The 16,726-nt window shown below is 71.5% G+C and carries 16 protein-coding genes; 8 read left to right on the plus strand and 8 right to left on the minus strand.

Annotated elements, in window-relative coordinates; all coding sequences use genetic code 11:
- Nucleotides 1–183: 183 nt before the first annotated feature.
- A complete protein-coding gene (locus D452_RS0113495) occupies nucleotides 184–1,131 on the minus strand; it encodes an aldo/keto reductase (protein ID WP_017544681.1) in 948 nt (315 codons plus the stop codon).
- A gap of 250 nt (nucleotides 1,132–1,381) precedes the next feature.
- Here D452_RS0113495 and D452_RS0113500 point away from each other — a divergent pair, with 250 nt between their 5' ends.
- Both D452_RS0113500 and D452_RS0113505 read left to right on the plus strand, forming a co-directional pair.
- The gene (locus D452_RS0113500; RefSeq protein ID WP_152498588.1) at nucleotides 1,382–2,494 is read left to right on the plus strand and encodes a hypothetical protein; all 1,113 of its coding nucleotides are present in this window, start codon (nucleotides 1,382–1,384) and stop codon (nucleotides 2,492–2,494) included.
- Nucleotides 2,491–3,522 carry a hypothetical protein gene (locus D452_RS0113505; protein ID WP_017544682.1) on the plus strand — a complete coding sequence of 344 codons (1,032 nt, stop codon included), beginning with the start codon at nucleotides 2,491–2,493 and terminating at the stop codon, nucleotides 3,520–3,522. Before D452_RS0113500 ends, D452_RS0113505 begins: the two co-directional genes overlap by 4 nt.
- A 12-nt stretch (nucleotides 3,523–3,534) precedes the next feature.
- On the opposite strand, the gene D452_RS0113510 is transcribed toward D452_RS0113505, so the two are convergent.
- The 4 genes from D452_RS0113510 to D452_RS0113525 form a co-directional block, all read right to left on the minus strand.
- Entirely contained in the window at nucleotides 3,535–4,866 is a 1,332-nt protein-coding gene (locus D452_RS0113510) for a hypothetical protein (protein WP_017544683.1), read from the minus strand.
- Nucleotide 4,867: 1 nt separating this feature from the next.
- Nucleotides 4,868–5,767: a hypothetical protein gene (locus tag D452_RS31010; RefSeq protein ID WP_193374233.1), complete on the minus strand. Its 900-nt coding sequence runs from the start codon at nucleotides 5,765–5,767 to the stop codon at nucleotides 4,868–4,870.
- A gap of 83 nt (nucleotides 5,768–5,850) precedes the next feature.
- Nucleotides 5,851–7,242, minus strand: coding sequence for a xylulokinase (gene xylB / locus D452_RS0113520; protein ID WP_017544684.1), 1,392 nt, complete (start codon nucleotides 7,240–7,242; stop codon nucleotides 5,851–5,853).
- Between the two features lie 43 nt (nucleotides 7,243–7,285).
- Nucleotides 7,286–8,233, minus strand: coding sequence for a sugar-binding transcriptional regulator (locus D452_RS0113525; RefSeq protein WP_017544685.1), 948 nt, complete (start codon nucleotides 8,231–8,233; stop codon nucleotides 7,286–7,288).
- Between the two features lie 218 nt (nucleotides 8,234–8,451).
- Between D452_RS0113525 and D452_RS0113530 the strand changes: the two genes are divergently transcribed.
- The 6 genes from D452_RS0113530 (at nucleotide 8,452) to D452_RS0113555 (ending at nucleotide 14,322) form a co-directional block, all read left to right on the plus strand.
- Nucleotides 8,452–9,810: an ABC transporter substrate-binding protein gene (locus D452_RS0113530; protein WP_040693758.1), complete on the plus strand. Its 1,359-nt coding sequence runs from the start codon at nucleotides 8,452–8,454 to the stop codon at nucleotides 9,808–9,810.
- Nucleotides 9,811–9,885: 75 nt separating this feature from the next.
- On the plus strand, nucleotides 9,886–10,812 hold the full coding sequence (locus D452_RS0113535) for a carbohydrate ABC transporter permease (RefSeq protein ID WP_017544687.1): 927 nt from the start codon (nucleotides 9,886–9,888) through the stop codon (nucleotides 10,810–10,812).
- Nucleotides 10,809–11,699 carry a carbohydrate ABC transporter permease gene (locus D452_RS0113540; RefSeq protein ID WP_017544688.1) on the plus strand — a complete coding sequence of 297 codons (891 nt, stop codon included), beginning with the start codon at nucleotides 10,809–10,811 and terminating at the stop codon, nucleotides 11,697–11,699. The genes D452_RS0113535 and D452_RS0113540 overlap by 4 nt, the downstream gene beginning before the upstream one ends.
- Nucleotides 11,699–12,694 carry a zinc-dependent alcohol dehydrogenase family protein gene (locus D452_RS0113545; RefSeq protein WP_017544689.1) on the plus strand — a complete coding sequence of 332 codons (996 nt, stop codon included), beginning with the start codon at nucleotides 11,699–11,701 and terminating at the stop codon, nucleotides 12,692–12,694. The genes D452_RS0113540 and D452_RS0113545 overlap by 1 nt, the downstream gene beginning before the upstream one ends.
- Before the next feature lie 14 nt (nucleotides 12,695–12,708).
- Nucleotides 12,709–13,800 carry an ABC transporter ATP-binding protein gene (locus D452_RS0113550; protein WP_017544690.1) on the plus strand — a complete coding sequence of 364 codons (1,092 nt, stop codon included), beginning with the start codon at nucleotides 12,709–12,711 and terminating at the stop codon, nucleotides 13,798–13,800.
- Nucleotides 13,801–13,899: 99 nt separating this feature from the next.
- Entirely contained in the window at nucleotides 13,900–14,322 is a 423-nt protein-coding gene (locus D452_RS0113555) for a hypothetical protein (RefSeq protein ID WP_017544691.1), read from the plus strand.
- A gap of 107 nt (nucleotides 14,323–14,429) precedes the next feature.
- On the opposite strand, the gene D452_RS0113560 is transcribed toward D452_RS0113555, so the two are convergent.
- Genes D452_RS0113560 through D452_RS0113570 form a run of 3 tightly spaced genes read right to left on the minus strand, consistent with a single transcriptional unit; the run spans nucleotide 14,430 to nucleotide 16,724 of the window.
- Complete coding sequence (locus D452_RS0113560) at nucleotides 14,430–14,954, minus strand: flavin reductase family protein (RefSeq protein ID WP_017544692.1); 525 nt, start codon at nucleotides 14,952–14,954, stop codon at nucleotides 14,430–14,432.
- Between the two features lie 25 nt (nucleotides 14,955–14,979).
- Entirely contained in the window at nucleotides 14,980–15,525 is a 546-nt protein-coding gene (locus tag D452_RS0113565) for an NADPH-dependent FMN reductase (protein WP_017544693.1), read from the minus strand.
- A 29-nt stretch (nucleotides 15,526–15,554) separates the two neighbouring features.
- The gene (locus D452_RS0113570; RefSeq protein WP_017544694.1) at nucleotides 15,555–16,724 is read right to left on the minus strand and encodes an LLM class flavin-dependent oxidoreductase; all 1,170 of its coding nucleotides are present in this window, start codon (nucleotides 16,722–16,724) and stop codon (nucleotides 15,555–15,557) included.
- Nucleotides 16,725–16,726 lie beyond the last annotated feature (2 nt).

The raw sequence follows: 16,726 nt of genomic DNA on the forward strand, positions 1-16,726 counted from the left end.
AGCAGCGCGAGATCGCCCGCCACCTGCCCCGGCCCGGTCAGGTGCGGGTGATCGGCTCCCCGCACGGCCACGACGGGTTCCTCGTCGAGACCGGACAGGTCGCCGCTCTGGTCAGGGAACTGCTCGCCGACGCCGAATGAGCGCGGGACTGCCTCCCTCCCGCTCTCCCCGCTCCGGACGGGGTCAGGCTGACGCCGCGTCCAGGAGAGCGGTCTCCTCGGCGGTCAGGCGCAGGTCCGCCATGGCCAGCAGCGACTCCAGCTGGCGGGGCTCACGGGCGCTGGAGAGCACCGAGATCACCCCGGGGCGCGCGACCAGCCAGGCCAGGGCGACCGTGGACGGCTCCGCCGACCGCTCGGCCGCGACCGTGTCCAGCGCCGCCAGGACCCGCTCGCCACGCGGGTGCTCCAGGTAGGCGCGGGCACTGGCGGCCCGGGGACTGCCGTCGTCCGTGGCGCCCGGCCGGTACTTGCCGGTGAGGAAGCCCCGGGCCAGGCCGAAGTAGGGCAGCAGCGCCAACCCCTCGGCGCGGGCCAGCGGCACCAGGTCCCGCTCGATCCCGCGTTCGACCAGGTTGTACTGCGGCTGCACGCACACCGGTCGGTGCCACCCGTTCCGGTCACAGGCGTCCAGCCACTCCCTGATGCGGTTCGGTGCGTGGTTGGACAGGCCCACGTACCTGACCCGTCCCTCCTCGACCAGCGATGAGAAGGCCTCGGCGCTCTCGGCCACGGGCGTCTCGGGGTCGTCGAAGTGCGCGTAGTAGAGGTCGATCGTGTCCACGCCGAGGCGCCCCAGGGAGGCCTCGGCGGCGGCCCGGACGTTACCGGCGGACAGTCCCAGGAACTCCGGGTGCTGGCTCACTTTGGTGGCGACCAGGGTGCGGTCGCGACCCCGGCTGGCCAGCCACCGGCCGATGACCTCCTCGGACTCGCCGCCGGTGTGCCCCTCGGCCCAGACCGAGTACGAGTCGGCGGTGTCGACGAAGTTGCCGCCCGCCGCGTGGTAGGCGTCCAGGACCGCGAACGAGGTGGCCTCGTCCGCGGTCCACCCGAAGACGTTGCCGCCCAGGGTCAGGGGGCTGACGTACAGGTCGGAGGCGCCGAGCTGGCGCAGAGGGGTGGAGTTCATGCTCACCGTTCCGTGTCTTCCCGCCGGGGTCGTGGGGTGTCCGACCCACGCTAGGGCAGTTGGACCCGGGGGTCACGGACGCGCCACGCGGGGATGACGCGTGATGGAAACGAGGTCCTGATCCCGCCCGCGAGCACGTCTAGCCCCCGTGGCCGGAGGCGGCCACCCGCGAGGCCCTTCACCCCCGTCGGCCCTGGTCTGGATAGGCTGCGGGTGCCCCCAGCAGTGACGCACCGATGAGGTGGACCCGTTGAGTGAAGTGTCGCCCAGGAACAGCACGACCAACTCGGTCCGCGACGTGAGCGGCACCGCCATCATGGGTGACCACCTCACGATCAACCTCGTCGACAGCGCCTGCGGCGAGTCCGCCGAACACGCCTTCGGTCTCCTGGCGCCGCCGCGCTTCGTGGACCGGAACGACCCCCTGACGAAGGCACACCGGGCCCTGGACGAGCGCCGGGGCACCTCGACCGTGCTCACGGTGTACGCCCCCGGGCAGGGCGGCGGGACCACCGCCTTCGGCCTCAAGCTCCTCTACGACAGCTTCGAGCGGGACCGCCGACGCTTCCCCGGCGGCTACTTCTTTGTGGACCTGTCCCGCGAGGACCCGGGCGTGGTCGTCGCGCAGTTCCTCCGCCTCATGGGGGTCCAGGAGGCGGACGTCCCGGCCACTCCGGAACGGCGGTGGGAGATGCTGCACCGGAGCGCGCGTTGGCGGAGCGGGGTCGCGGTGATGGTGGACGCGCCCCGCAGCATCACGGAGGCCCTTCCCTTCTTCGCGACCTCCCCGGGCAGCCTCACCGTGGTCACCGGCTCCCACCGGTTCGATCTGAGGACCCTGGGCCGCGGGGACCTGCGCCGGATCAGACACCTCGACTGGGAGGACGTCACACTGGAGGGACTGTCGGACGCGGACGCCACCACGATGTTCCTCCAGCAGGCCAAGGTCGCCGTGGAGGGTGAACGGGACCGGGCGATGGTCTCCGACTTCGTGTCCGCCGCCCGGGGCAATCCCGGGCTGGTCGCCGACTACGCCTTCGCCGTCGTCACCGAACGCCTGTTCAGGTCCGAGGACGGGGACCCGCTGGCCGCCGCGCACCGGCGCACCTTCGGGGCGGCGGCCGTCCTCGGCCACCAGCCGCGTGACCGCGGGGACTTCGCCGGGCTGACCGGGGACCAGCGCGCACTGGCGGTCCTGCTAGCGCAGCATCCCGACAGCGACACCTGGCCGTGTCGCTCCTCCACCCCGAGACGGATCCGGTCGAGGCCCGCGCGCGACTGGACGTGTTGGTCGAACGGAGGGTCCTGCACCGGACGACGGGGGAGGGTTCGCTCCGGTACCGGTTCACGACACGGAGCATGAGGACGACCTTCCCTCCCGACCCGGAGCAGGCCCTGGACACACCCGAACGCGTCCTCGCCCACTACTACGCGATGGCGTACGCCGCGCACCGGCGCCTGATGCCCGGCCGTTGGCTCCAGCGGGACCTCGACGGCCGGTCCGCCTTCCCGGAGGGCGCCCGTTCGGCCCGCTCCTTCGCGACGGTCGGGGAGGCCCGGCGGGCGTTGTACGTCGAACGCCGCACGCTGGTCAGGGTGGTTCTCGACGCCGTGCACGCGGGGCACCACGCGATGGCGGCCGAACTGTGCGAGGTGCTGTGGCCCTTCTGGTTCCTCTCCGGCTACTTCACCGACGTGGTCGACGCGCAGAGCCCTCTGCTCAGGGCCACCGAGGGGACCCACCGCCTCGAACCGGCCCGTCTCTCCCGGCTGCGCGTGCAGACCGCCATCGCCTACCGCCGGGACCGGAACTGGGCGGAGGCACGCCGTGAGGCCGAACTCGCCCTGGAACTCGCGGAGGGCACGCACCCGCTGGTGCGACTCACCGCGCTCGACGCCCTCGCGGACATCGAGGCGGACGAGGGCCGGTACGACGCCGCGAGCGGGCACTTCGCCGCCGCGACCCGGATCGCCGAGGGAATGGACCCGGTGGATCCGAGGGCACTGCACATCATGGTGCGCAAGGAGGGCGTGGCCCACCTGGGGGCCGGTCGGCTGCCGCAGGCCGAGCGGCGCATCCTCCGGGCCCGGGGCCTGCTCTCCGAGGACGACCACCAGAACCGGGCCCGCACCCACAAGGCCCTGGCTGACCTGCGGGTGCGCCAGGGGCGAGTCGACGAGGCGCTGGAGGAGTACGACGGGGCGGTCGCGTCGCACCGCCTCCTCGGAGACCAGCGCCGGGTCGGAGACGTGTACGTGGCGCGCGCCGACGCCCTCGCGGAGCGGGACCCGGTCGCCGCCCGCGCGGAACTGGGCCGAGCGCTGGACGCGTACGAGGCCGCCGAGGCCGTGCGGGAGGCCGCCGAGGTCCGGGAACGGATCGGCGGCTGACCCCGCCCCGGGTCACTCGCCTCGCAGGCGGTGGACGGTGAAGGCGAGCCGGTGCTCGCCGAGGAGCACCGGAAGGTCCCGCTCGGGTGCCCGTCCCTCGACCCACAGGTGCCAGTAGGCGGAGGCGGCGGCGGTGGGGTCGACCCCGTGGTGGGGGGAGTCCGCCACGAGGCGCACCCGCGCGCCGTCGCGGTCGACGACCAGGCAGTCGGGTCCGTCCGCCGCCACCGCCAGGTGGGCGCGGGGGTGGTCGGCCAGCCGTGCCCGCAGGCGCTCCCAGGAGACGGCCTCCCGGGGACCCTCCGAACCGGGGCCGCAGAGGAGGAGGCAGGCCGCATCGAACCAACGGGCCTGGGTCTCGTCCGCGTGGGCGGCCAGGTGGGGCCGGTCCAACGGCATCCGTGCGGCGTCGACGGCCTCTGCGGGGAATCGGCGGACCCGGAGCCCGTCCTTCTCCTCCAGGACCGTGCACCACAGCGGTGTGGTGTCCGCGGCGTCGGGCCATCCGCGTCGGTGGGGGACCGGCGGGTCCGGGGGCAGCACGCGCAGGGCCTGTTCGGGCTCGGACAGGTTCAGGAGCCGGTAGAAGGTCGCGCGCAGGATCTGCCCGGACCGGCCGGGTACGGAGTTGAGCAGGTCGGTGTGGGCGGAGAACCGGTCGGGCTTGTGCTCGGCGGCGTCGGCCAGCACCTGGGGCAGCAGGGGCCGGTCCGCGCGCAGCCGGGTGGCGGCCCGGCCGAACGCGGCGATGGGGGAGTCGTCGGCCATCTCGTGGTGGGGGAAGGTCGCCAGCATGGTGTGCGTGCCCTGGGCGGCGCCGTAGAAGGTGACAGAACCGTGGTCACCGATCACGTGGTCGGCGGCGACCAGCACCGCCTGCCAGCCCTGCCGGGGCGGCAGCACGCGGAGCCCGGAGCGTTCGGCCGTGGCCAGCCAGGACCGCACCTGCCAGGTGCCGTGGCCGTGCCAGACGTTGGGGTGCAGGGCGAGGGCCACGCGGTACTCGTCCACGGGAAGTTCGGTGAGGAGGGTGTTGAGGAAGCCGGGCCAGGCGCCCAGGAGGGAGGTGGGCCCCCAGGTGGAACTGACCAGGACCAGCCTGCGCGCGCCCGTCTCCAGGTGGTCGCGGTAGCGCTCGCGCCAGGGGAGTCCGGCCAGGATGCGGTCGTGGGTGGGGTCTCCGGCGACGACCGCGGAGTCGACCGCCTCGGGGCAGGCGGCGCGGAGCCGGTCGAGCTGTTCGGTGTGGGAGAGCACGAGGGCCGCGGGGATCAGCTCCCCGTCCCGCAGCAGGGTGGGGGCGGCCAGGCCGAACACGGCGTCGGTTTCCGGGGAGTCCGTCACGTCACGGTTTCCGGTTTCCGGTTTCCGGTTTCCGGTTTCCGGTTTCCGGTTTCCGGTTTCCGGTTTCCGGTTTCCGGTTTCCGGTTTCCGGTTTCCGGTTTCCGGTTTCCGGTTTCCGGTTTCCGGTTTCCGGTTTCCGGTTTCCGGTTTCCGGTTTCCGGTTTCCGGTTTCCGGTTTCCGGTTTCCGGTTTCCGGTTTCCGGTTTCCGGTTTCCGGTTTCCGGTTTCCGGTTTCCGGTTTCCGGTTTCCGGTTTCCGGTTTCCGGTTTCCGGTTTCCGGTTTCCGGTTTCCGGTTTCCGGTTTCCGGTTTCCGGTTTCCGGTTTCCGGTTTCCGGTTTCCGGTTTCCGGTTTCCGGTTTCCGGTTTCCGGTTTCCGGTTTCCGGTTTCCGGTTTCCGGTTTCCGGTTTCCGGTTTCCGGTTTCCGGTTTCCGGTTTCCGGTTTCCGGTTTCCGGTTTCCGGTTTCCGGTTTCCGGTTTCCGGTTTCCGGTTTCCGGTTTCCGGTTTCCGGTTTCCGGTTTCCGGTTTCCGGTTTCATGAGTTTATTGTACCCGGCACCATGGGAGAAGACGACCAAGGGGGCCTTGATCAGGTGCAGGTCATCGCCGTAACTCGCGGCGATGGCCAGGTCGAATTCCTCCTCCATCGCCTGTTCCCATGGTGCGACGACGGCGCCGATGTCACCGAGGAATTCGGTGACGCCCTCGCGGAAATTGGACGTGCGTGCGCGGGTGAAGACGATCTGGATTCGGGGATCGGATTCGAGCAGCGGAAGAATGTCGAGCAGCCGCGTGAGGGTGGTGACGGTGTGCGCCACGACCAGCACGCGGCGGCAGTCGGGCGCCGTCGACCAGCCGGGGGCCGATCCGATGGGTACCCTCAGCCGCTCCTCGACCGACATGCGCTCTCCCGCCACTCGTGTCCGTTCTGCCCGGCCCGCGACGGAACAGAGTACCGAATCCCCGTCTCCGCGTCGGCGGCCGGTCAGACGCCGTGGGCGGCCCGGCGGTGCTCGGCGTAGCGTTCGCGGACCCGCAGACCCACCTCGGGTGCCTGGCTGGACTCCTCCTCCGGGGCTCCCAGGGGCCACACGGGAGGCTCGGCGGTACCGGCGAGCGTCCAGGCGGCCTGGCGGGCCGCGCCGATGGCCACGTACTCGGCGGCGGGCGGCACCACGGTGGGAGCGCCCAACACGAGCGGCGCCACCGCGCGCACGGCGGCCGAGCGGGCGCCGCCTCCCACGAGCAGGACGCGCTCGACCGGGACACCGCTCTCGGTCATGGCGGCCAGCCCGTCGGCCAGCCCGCACAGCATGCCCTCCACGGCGGCGCGCGCGATGTTCTCCGGGCGCATGTTGTCCCGGCGCAGGCCGTGCAGCGATCCCGTCGCGTGCGGCAGCTCCGGGGTGCGCTCCCCGTCCAGGTAGGGCAGCAGGACCACCCCGTCCGCGCCCGGTTCGGCGCTCAGGGCGAGGGCGTCCAGCCCGGCCAGGCCGGTGCCGAGCATCGCGGCGGTGGCGCTGAGCACCCGTGCGGCGTTCAGGGTGCACGCGAGGGGCAGGAACCGGCCGGTGGCGTCGGCGAACCCGCAGACCGTGCCGGTGGGGTCGTGCGCGGGACGGTCGTGCGCAGCGAACACGGTGCCGCTGGTGCCCAGGGAGACCACGGCGTCGCCCGGGCGCAGGCCCAGACCCAACGCCGTGCCCATGTTGTCGCCGGTGCCGGGGGCGATGACGACGCCCTCCGGGGTGTGGCCCACGGCCTCGGAAGGGGAGGCCACACGGGGCAGGTCGAGTTCCCGGCCGAAGGCGCGCACCAGCAGGTCGGTGCGGTACGCGCCGTCGGAGGGCGACCAGTACCCGGTGCCGGAGGCGTCGCCCCGGTCGGTCGTCGGCGCGGTGCGGGACCCGCCCAGCCGCCAGGTCAGCCAGTCATGGGGGAGCATCACACCGCGCGCCCGCGCGGCCAGGTCGGGTTCGTGTTCGGCGAACCAGCGGAGCTTGCTGACGGTCAGGCTGGCCACGGGCACGTTGCTCACCGCGTCCGCCCAGGCCCTCGGCCCGCCGAGTTCCTCGACCAGGTCGTGGGCGGCCCCGGCGGAGCGGGCGTCGTTCCACAACAGCGCCGGCCGGACGACCTCGCCGTCGTCGTCGACCACCACCATGCCGTGCTGCTGACCGGCCACGGACACGGCCGAGACGTCGTCGAGCAGTCCCGAGGAGGCCGTGGTCAGCGCCGTCCACCAGTGCGCGGGATCGGTCTCGGTTCCGTCGGGGTGGGGTGCGCGGCCTTCCCGCACCACCTTTCCGGTCGTGGCGTCACACACCACGATCTTGCAGGACTGAGTCGAGCTGTCGATTCCGGCGACGAGTGTCATGTCTGCTCCGTGAGGGTGAGGGGGGTCGAAGCCGTCGTGGAGGTCAGGGCCTCGCTGACTCGACGAGGATGCGTGCCGTCGTGGTGTCGGTGACCAGTGAGGAGATCACCCCGGTCTTGAGGATGGAGTGGATGGCCTGGGTCTTGCCGGTGCCACCGGCCACGGCGATGACCTCGGGGACCGCGCGGAGCTGCTCCAGGGTGATGGCGATGATGCGGGAGGTCAGCTCCGGGGCGATGGGGGCGCCGTGCACGTCCACGGTGCGGGCGCACACCTCCGCCTGGACCCCCTCGCGTTCGAGGGCGGCCCCCTCCGACGCGGGCAGGGCGTCGCGGACCAGGGAGAGGGTGGGCGACCACGAACCGATGGCCACCACGGCCTTGTCGAGTTCTCCGTAGCGCTGCATGGCGTCGGCCACCTGGGGCTGGCTCCGCAGTGCCTCCGCCGTGGCGGGGTCGGACACCACCAGCGGCGCGTAGATGGGGAAGGCCGGGCCGCGCGCGAGGCTGGCCACGCGCCGCACGAGCTCGACCGAGTTCTCCTCGACCCCGCCGGGCAGCACGCCGGTGAGCTGCACGACCGTGCACCGGGGCAGGTCGCCCAGGGCGAGCGTCATCGCGTTGAGGGTGCGGGAACAGGCCAGTCCGAGGGTGTCGCCCTCGTCGAGGATCTCGGTCAGGTACTCGGCGGCGATGCGCCCCAAGCTGCGGTGGAGGGCCTCGCCCTCCCCTGCGTGGGCGACCACCACCGCCTGCTTGAGGCCGTAGGCCGTGCTCAGGCGCTGGGAGAGAGCGGTGTCGACCTCGGTCGGTTCGGCGATCTCGATGCGGACGATCCCGACGTCGCGGGCCTCCTCGAGGATGCGCGCCACCTTGAACCGGCTGATGCCGAAGTCCTCGGCGATCCGGATCTTGGAGTCACCCGCGAGGTAGTACCTGCGGGCGACCGCGGTGGCGCGGATCAGTTCCGCGGGTCGGAACGCGTGCTTCATCTACGCCCTCCAGTGGTGTCGCTCAAACGAGCGGAGTATTGCCCATTATTGCATCACGGGTTGACCGGTGACACCCGTCACAACTTAAATAAGGCCCGGGCCGCTCATGTGAAGTTCAGTTCGCTCATATGAGCGGCCGGTGTCCGTGGAAGACCGCACGGCCCCCTGCCTCACGCGGTTCCACGGTCCCCGCCTGCCCAACCCCCCAGGAGGAAGTCATGACCACGAAAGCACCGGGAGGCGTGCCGCTCGCCGCGGCGGCCACCGGACTGGCCCTGATCGCCACCGGCTGCTCGGGGGCCGGGGGCGCCGGGGCGGACGGCGACCGGGTCGTCACCGTCGCCACGGTCTCCAACCCGCAGATGGAGGACATCGAGGCGCTCGCGTCGGAGTTCAACGACGCGCACCCCGACATCACGGTCGAGTTCGTGGTCCTGCCCGAGAACCAGCTCCGCGACCGCGTGACCCAGGACATCGCCACCCAGGGCGGCCAGTACGACGTCGTCACCATCGGCACCTACGAGGTGCCGATCTGGGCCGAGAACGAGTGGATCCTCAGCCTCGACGAGTACGCCGCCGACCCGGCCTACGAGATCGACGACATCATCCCCACGGTGCGCTCCGCCCTGTCCCACGAGGACCAGATGTACGGGGCGCCCTTCTACGGTGAGTCCTCGTTCCTCATGTACCGCGAGGACCTCCTCGAGGAGGCCGGCCTGGACATGCCGGAGCGGCCCACCTGGGAGGAGGTCGCCGAGTTCGCGGCCGAACTGGACGACCCCGACTCCGGCACCGCCGGGATCTGCCTGCGCGGGGTCCCGGGCTGGGGCGAGCTCCTGGCCCCGCTCAACTCCGTGATCCTCACCTACGGCGGCCAGTGGTACGACGAGGACTGGAACGCCCACCTGGACTCGCCCGAGGTGGAGGAGGCCGTGCAGACGTACGTGGACCTCGTCCGCGACCACGGACAGTCGGGCGCCCCCAACGCGGGCTTCACCGAGTGCCTCACCACCATGGCCCAGGGCGACGCCGCCATGTTCTACGACTCCACCGTCGCGGCGGGCAACCTCGAGGACCCGGACTCCAGCAGCGTCGTCGGCGACATCGGCTACGTCGCCGCGCCGACCATGGAGACCGAGCACGCGGGCTGGCTGTGGGCCTGGGCCCTGTCGATCCCCTCCACCTCCACCGACCCCGAGGCCGCGTGGGAGTTCGTCTCCTGGGCCACGTCCAAGGAGTACCACCAGCTCGTCGGTGAGGAACTGGGCTGGGAGCGCGTCCCGCCCGGTTCGCGCGTCTCGACCTACGACATCCCCGAGTACCGGGAGGCCGCCGAGGCCTTCGCCGAGCCCACCTACGACGCCATCGACAACGTCGACGTGGAGCAGCCCGGAGTGCACCCGCAGCCCTGGACCGGGGTCCAGTACGTGTCCATTCCCGAGTTCCAGGACCTCGGCACCCTGGTCTCCCAGGAGATCTCCGCGGCCATCGCGGGGCAGCAGACGGTGGAGGAGGCCCTCGCCAAGTCGCAGGAGTACGCGGACCAGACCGCCGAGTCCGGCGGCTACCGCGACTGAGAACCGCCGGTCCCGGGCACCGCGGCCGGGACCGGTACCGGTGCCCACCCCACCCAGACTCCTCCGAGGAGGGCCATGACCGTCCAGACCACGCCGGACACGGCGCGGCGCGGGCCCCGAACCCGGGAACTGACCCGGGCGGAGCGATGGCTCAGGCGCGGCCCGCTGCTGCCAGGGCTGCTGTTCGTCATCGCGATGACCCAGATCCCGTTCCTGTTCACCGTCTACTACAGCTTCCAGAGCAGCAACCTGTTGCGCCCCGAGTCGGACTCCTTCGCGGGGTTCGCCAACTACGGCAGCGTCCTCGGGAACCCGCTCTTCCACAACGCCGTCGCCAACACCGTCCTGCTGACCGTCGGCGCCGTCCTGGCCTCGCTGGTCCTCGGACTGGGGCTGGCGCTCCTGCTCGACCGCGCCTTCCTCGGCAGGGGGATCGTCCGCACCCTGATGATCACGCCGTTCCTGGTCATGCCGGTCGCCGCCGCGCTCCTGTGGAAGACCTCGATGTACCACCCGGTGTACGGCCTGCTCAACTGGGTGCTCTCGCCGTTCGGGGTCCAGGCGGACTGGGTCAACGACTTCCCCCTGCTGTCCATCATCATGGTGCTGACCTGGCAGTGGACCCCGTTCATGATGCTCATCATGCTCGCCGGTCTCCAGAGCCAGTCGCCCGAGGTGCTGGAGGCGGCGAAGGTCGACGGCGCCGGAGCCTTCGCGGTCTTCCGCCGGATCACCTTCCCGCACCTGCGCCGATTCGTGGAGCTCGCGATCCTGCTCGGCACGATCTACATCGTCCAGACCTTCGACGCGATCTACATGATCACCCAGGGCGGTCCGGGACAGTCGACCACCAATCTGCCCTACTTCATCTACCTTCAGGCCTTCCGCAGCTTCGACGTCGGAGAGGCGGCCGCCGCGGGAGTGATCGTGGTCGTCGCGACCCTGATCGTGGCCATGTTCGCCCTGCGCGTGGTCTCCAGCCTGTTCGAGGAGGAGACGTGACACCCGTGACCGCACCCCCGGCGGCTCCGTCCCCGGCGACCGTGTCCCGGGTCGGCTCCGCGCGGCGCCCCCGCCGGCGCCGACCCGTACGCCCCCTGGCGGGCATCCTCGGTTGGGCGGCGGGACTGCTGTTCTTCTTCCCGGTGCTGTGGATGTTCCTCACCGGCTTCAAGCAGGAGTCCCAGGCCTCCACCAACCCGCCCACGTTCTTCTTCCAACCGACCCTGGACCAGTACTCGGCGGTGATCGGGCGCGACTTCGTCCCCTATCTGCTGAACTCCCTCCAGGCGTCCGTGCTGTCGACGCTCCTCGCCATCGTCCTGGGCCTGCCCGCCGCCTACGCGCTCTCCCTGGTACGCGTCCCCAAGTGGCGTGACTCGCTGTTCTTCTTCCTGTCCACCAAGCTCCTGCCGCCGGTGGCCATGATCCTGCCGCTGTACGTCATCGCCAGGAACCTGGGCGCGCTGGACGACGCCCGCACGCTCACCCTGGTGTACACGGCGATGAACCTGCCGATCGCGATCTGGATGATCCGGTCGTTCCTGGTGGAGCTGCCCAAGGAGGTACTCGAGGCCGCCCGCATGGACGGCGCGCGCCGGTTCACGGAGATGCGGCGCGTCATCCTGCCGATGATCGCCCCCGGTCTGGCCGCCACCGCCCTGATCTGCTTCATCTTCGCCTGGAACGAGTTCTTCTTCGCGGTCAACCTGACCGCCACCCAGGCATCCACCGTCCCCGTCTTCCTCGTCGGCTTCATCAGCGGCGAGGGCCTGTACTGGGCCCGACTCTCGGCCGCCTCCACCATGGCGGCCCTGCCCGTGATCCTCGCCGGATGGGCCGCCCAACGCTGGCTGGTCCGCGGCCTGTCTCTAGGAGCCGTGAAGTAATGCGCGCACTCGTCGTCAGCGAACCCGGTCACTACTCCGTCCAGCAGGTGGACGACCCCAAGCCGGGCCCCGGGGACGTGGTCGTCGCCCCGGCCGCCGTGGGCATCTGCGGGACTGACCTGCACATCATCGACGGGGAGTTCGCCCCCACCCCCTACCCGATCGTCCCCGGACACGAGTTCGCCGGGACCGTGGTCGCGGTCGGCTCGGAGGTCACCGACGTGGCCGTCGACGACCGCGTCGCGGTGGACCCGTCCCTGTTCTGCGGAGAGTGCGCCAAGTGCCTGGTGGGGCGCGGCAACCTGTGCGCGCGGTGGAACGCGGTGGGCGTGACCCGGCCCGGTGCCAGCGCCGAGTTCGTCTCGGTGCCCGCGTCCTCCTGCTACCGCATCCCCGACTCCATGCCCTTCGAGCACGCCGCGCTCATCGAACCCCTCTCGTGCGCCGTGCACGGGTTCGACCTCCTGCCCGGTCGGGTGGGCGAGCACTACCTGGTCTACGGCGCGGGCACGATGGGCCTGCTCATGGCCCAGCTCGCCGCCTCCGCCGGGGCCGCCAGCGTGTCCGTGGTCGACCCCAACACCGAACGCCTCGCCGTGGCCGCCTCGCTGGCGGCCGACGCCGTGGCCGTCGGCGCCGACCAGCTCGACCGCCCCGACTGGGAGGTGGTCATCGACTGCACCGGGGTGGTCCCGGCCATCGAGGACGGCCTGACCCGCGTCGCCCGGGGCGGCACCTTCCAGGTGTTCGGCGTGGCCCCGGCCGAGGCGACCGCGACCTTCTCACCGTTCCGGATCTACAACGACGAGATCACCGTGGTGGGCTCCATGGCGGTGCTGCACAGCTACGGGCGGGCCGTGGACATCATGGCCAAGGGCGTCGTGGACGCCGACACCATGGTCACGGACTCCTTCGCCCTCGACGACTACGCCCTGGCCGTGGAGGCCTTCCGTGCCGGTCGGGGCCGCAAGCTCCAGGTCAACCCGCAGCTGTAGAGGAGAGATGTCACGTGGCATCGGTCAGTTTCGAGAAGGCCACCCACTTCTACCCGGGCTCGGACGCGCCCGCCGTGGACGAGCTGAGCCTGGAGATCGAGGACGGCGAGTTCCTCGTCCTGGTCGGGCCGTCCGGCTGTGGGAAGTCGACCTCGCTGCGCATGCTCGCCGGGCTGGAGGAGGTGGACTACGGGACCATCCGCATCGGGGACACCGACGTCACCGACCTCAGCCCCATGGACCGCGACATCGCGATGGTGTTCCAGTCCTACGCGCTCTACCCGCACATGACCGTCGGCCAGAACATGGGCTTCGCCCTGGAGATGGCCAGAATCGGTAAGGAGGAACGGGCGCGCCGGGTGGCCGAGGCCGCCGAGCTCCTGGACCTGACCCCGCTGCTCGACCGCAGGCCCAAGGCGCTCTCGGGAGGCCAGCGCCAGCGCGTGGCGATGGGGCGCGCGATCGTGCGGGAGCCCCGGGTCTTCCTGATGGACGAGCCCCTGTCCAACCTGGACGCCAAGCTCCGGGTGTCCACCCGCACCCAGATCGCCGAACTCCAGCGCAGGTTGGGGGTCACGACCGTCTACGTCACCCATGACCAGGTCGAGGCCATGACCATGGGTGACCGGGTCGCGGTGCTCAAGGACGGTCTGCTCCAGCAGTGCGACACGCCGATCGGGCTGTACGAGCGCCCGGCCAACGCGTTCGTCGCGGGGTTCATGGGGTCACCCGCGATGAACCTGCGCGAGTTCCCCCTCACGGGCGAGGCCGTGCGGGTGGGCGGCCACGACCTCCCGTTGGGCCCGGGGCAGCGGGCCCGCCTGGAACGGGACGGCGCGGACTCGGTCCTGCTGGGGTTCCGGCCCGAGGCGGTGGACCTGGTGGGCGACACCGACGGTTTCCCGATGGAGATCGGTCTGGTCGAGAACCTGGGCGCGGACTGCTACCTGTACGGCGGTATCCCCGGGCACCCGGCCGACAGCGACCTGGTGGTCCGGGTGGCGCCGGACCGCGCCCCGAGCAGCGGGCAGGTCGTCCACCTGCGGGTCAGGCCGGGGCAGGTGCACGTCTTCTCACCGAAGACGGGGGAGCGTCTGGACGAGTGATCCGCGCCATGGCCGTGTCGGACCCTTCTCCCTTGCCTTGGTAAAGTCGCGTCAATAAACTTGAGCGCAGAAAACTCAAGGACGAGGGGAAGTGGTCCGATGCGCGTCACGGATGTCTTCGCGGGTACCGACGAGCGGATCGACGAGCACCTGTGGTCCCAGTTCGAGGCCGAGCCCGTGGCCCGTGTGGACAGCGGACGTCGTGGCGGCGACCTCGTGGTCGAGGTGGAACTCGCCCCGGGCGTCGATCCCCGAAGGGTGCGGGTCCGCCACGAGGGCGACACCCTCGTCCTCGTGCGGAGCGCGGACCGCGCACCCCTGTACCGCGTGGTCCTGGACGCCCCGGTTGGCCGTGCCTCCCTGCGCCGAACCCCGCGCGGGCTCACCGTCACGGCGCCCCTCGCCGGGCCCGCGCCGACGGCCGTGCGCCCCGGGCTGAGCCCTCGACTGGCCCGGACCTCCCGTCTGCGTACCGCCCTGGCCGGGTTCGCGGCCCGACTCCGGGCCGCGTTCACCCGCTGACCCGGAGCCACGGTCCCGTCGGTCACCTCCTCCGTGACGAAGGGGCGCCCCCGAACGGTCGGCGGCGCCCCTGCTCCCGGTGAAGGGAGGTCCTCGCTCCGCCGCGCCTACTCCGACGGCGCCACCGTGGCGAAGCCGCCCCGGTGGTAGATCAGTGGCGGCCGGGGGTCCTCCAGGACCAGGGTGTGGGTCACCTCGCCGACGACCAGCCAGTGGTCGCCGATCAGCCGGGTGTCGAAACGCGTGCAGACCAGGTGCGCCACCGCCCCGTCCAGCAGTGGCACCCCGTCCGGGCCCGGACGCCAGACCGTGGGGTGGGCGAACCGGTCCACGCCCTTGCTCGCGAACCGCACGGCGACGTCCTCCTGCCCCTCGCCCAGGAGGTGCACCCCGAACTCACCCGCGCGGCGCAGGGTCGGCCAGGTGGTGGACGCGTCGGCGACGTAGAGGGAGATGAGCGGGGGATCCAGGCTGACGCTGGTGAAGGATGTGGCGGTGAGCCCCACGGGCCTTCCGCCGACGCTCGCGGTGACAACGACCACCCCGGCCGGGTGGTGGCGCATCGTCGCACGGAACCGGTCCGCCTCGGCCCGCGTGTGGGCCGGGGTGCGCGCGGTCTCGGTGACACTCAACGGACTCTCCCTACTGGGGCGGCGGTCAGACAGTGGTGGTCCTGTGTCGCAGGGCGGTGCGCAGGGCGGGGGTGGACCTGAGAGCCCACGGCTCCAGTACCGCGTCAAGCCGTGGGGCGGGATCCCCGTCGGTGGGAACGGTGTCCTGGAGCAGCGCCAGTCCCGAGGCGGGCACCGCGGCCCCGAGTTCCAGGAGCAGCGGGCGCAGGTGCACGTCCACGGCCAGGGTGTGCGCGGGGGAGGCCATCACCAGGACGGGGACGGCCGTGACCCCCTCCAGCCCGCCGGACGGAAGCAGATCCAGGAAGACCTTCAGCAGCCCGGTGTAGGTGGCCTTGTAGGTGGGGCTGGCCACGACCAGCAGGTCGGAACCGCTCACCCGTTCGAGGGCCGAACGCACGTCCAGGGTGGGGCCGGGGGTGAGCAGCAGCGGCGAGAGGTCCGCCAGCTCCAGGACCTCCGGTTCCGGAGGCAGTCCGGCGGCACGTGCGGCGTGGTGCGCCACGGCCCGGGCGGCGGTGGCGGTGCGGGAGCCCCGGCGCGGGTTCCCGACGAGGACGGTGGTGGTCATCACGGCTCCGGAACTGAGGAGGGGCGGGTTCAGGGCGCGGCGGGCTCGGCCACGGCGAAGGGGACGTGGGTGGGGGAGCCGGTGGCTTCCCGGCCGTCGGGGTGCCGCCACAGGCCGCGTTCGCGTAGGAGGGGGAGCACGCCCTCGCCGAACCAGTACGCCTCCTCGAGGTGCGGGTAGCCCGAGAGCACGAACTCCCCGATGCCCGCCCGGTGGTACTCCTCGATCAGGTTCGCGACCTGCTCGTGGCTGCCGACCATAGCCGTACCCGCTCCGCCGCGAGCCAGACCGACACCGGCCCAGAGATGGGGATGGATCTCCAGGTCGTCGGTCCGCCCGCCGTGCAGCTCCAACATCCGCCGCTGACCCTCGGACTCGCTTCGGCGCAGACTGCTCTGCACCTGTGCGACGGTCTCGGGGGAGAGCCCGTCGAGCAGGCGCCGGGCCTGCGCCCACGCCTCCTCCTCGGTGTCGCGGCTGATCACGTGCAGCCTGATCCCGTACTCCAGGGCGCGGCCGCGCTCGGCGGCCAGCGCGGAGACCCGGCCGATCTTCTCGGCGACGGCGGCCGGAGGCTCACCCCAGGTCAGGTAGGTGTCCACGTGGGACGCGGCCACCTCCAGGGCGGCGGGGGAGGAGCCGCCGAAGTAGACGGGCGGACGAGGGTCGGGCGTCCGCTGGAGCACGGCGCCCTCCACCGTGACGTGCTCTCCCCGGAGATCCACGGTCCGGCCGCGCCACAGCGCGTCCACCACGCGCAGGAACTCGCCGGTGCGCCGGTACCGGGCGTCCTTGTCGAGGAAGTCCCCGTGTTGGCGCTGTTCGGCGGACTCGCCGCCTGTCACCACGTTGAGCAGCAGGCGGCCTCCGCTGAGCCGCTGGTAGGTGCTGGCCATCTGCGCGGCCAGGGTGGGTGAGAGCAGCCCGGGGCGCAACGCCACCAGGAACTTGATCCGCCTCGTGTCCCGGACCAGCATCGCCGTGGTCAGCCAGGCGTCCTCGCACCACGAACCGGTGGGGGTGAGGACGCCCTCGAAGCCCAGACGTTCGGCGGCCTGGGCGATCTGGCCGAGGTACTCCAGGGAGGGTTCGCGCGTCCGCCAGGCTGGGGAGGACACGACGTCCGCGCCGTGACCTCCGCCGACGACGCCTCTGCTGTCTCCCTGCGAGGGCAGGAACCAGTGGAAGGTCAGGGGCATGA

It is taken from the genome of Nocardiopsis prasina DSM 43845 (assembly GCF_000341265.1).
Lineage (GTDB): Bacteria > Actinomycetota > Actinomycetes > Streptosporangiales > Streptosporangiaceae > Nocardiopsis > Nocardiopsis prasina.

Coding starts and splice junctions, on each gene's coding strand:
- D452_RS0113495 (WP_017544681.1), bottom strand. CDS start 1,131: ATGAACTCCACCCCTCTGCGCCAGCTCGGCGCCTCCGACCTGTACGTC.
- D452_RS0113505 (WP_017544682.1), top strand. CDS start 2,491: ATGAGGACGACCTTCCCTCCCGACCCGGAGCAGGCCCTGGACACACCC.
- D452_RS31010 (WP_193374233.1), bottom strand. CDS start 5,767: ATGTCGGTCGAGGAGCGGCTGAGGGTACCCATCGGATCGGCCCCCGGC.
- xylB (WP_017544684.1), bottom strand. CDS start 7,242: ATGACACTCGTCGCCGGAATCGACAGCTCGACTCAGTCCTGCAAGATC.
- D452_RS0113525 (WP_017544685.1), bottom strand. CDS start 8,233: ATGAAGCACGCGTTCCGACCCGCGGAACTGATCCGCGCCACCGCGGTC.
- D452_RS0113530 (WP_040693758.1), top strand. CDS start 8,452: ATGACCACGAAAGCACCGGGAGGCGTGCCGCTCGCCGCGGCGGCCACC.
- D452_RS0113535 (WP_017544687.1), top strand. CDS start 9,886: ATGACCGTCCAGACCACGCCGGACACGGCGCGGCGCGGGCCCCGAACC.
- D452_RS0113545 (WP_017544689.1), top strand. CDS start 11,699: ATGCGCGCACTCGTCGTCAGCGAACCCGGTCACTACTCCGTCCAGCAG.
- D452_RS0113555 (WP_017544691.1), top strand. CDS start 13,900: ATGCGCGTCACGGATGTCTTCGCGGGTACCGACGAGCGGATCGACGAG.
- D452_RS0113565 (WP_017544693.1), bottom strand. CDS start 15,525: ATGACCACCACCGTCCTCGTCGGGAACCCGCGCCGGGGCTCCCGCACC.
- D452_RS0113570 (WP_017544694.1), bottom strand. CDS start 16,724: ATGCCCCTGACCTTCCACTGGTTCCTGCCCTCGCAGGGAGACAGCAGA.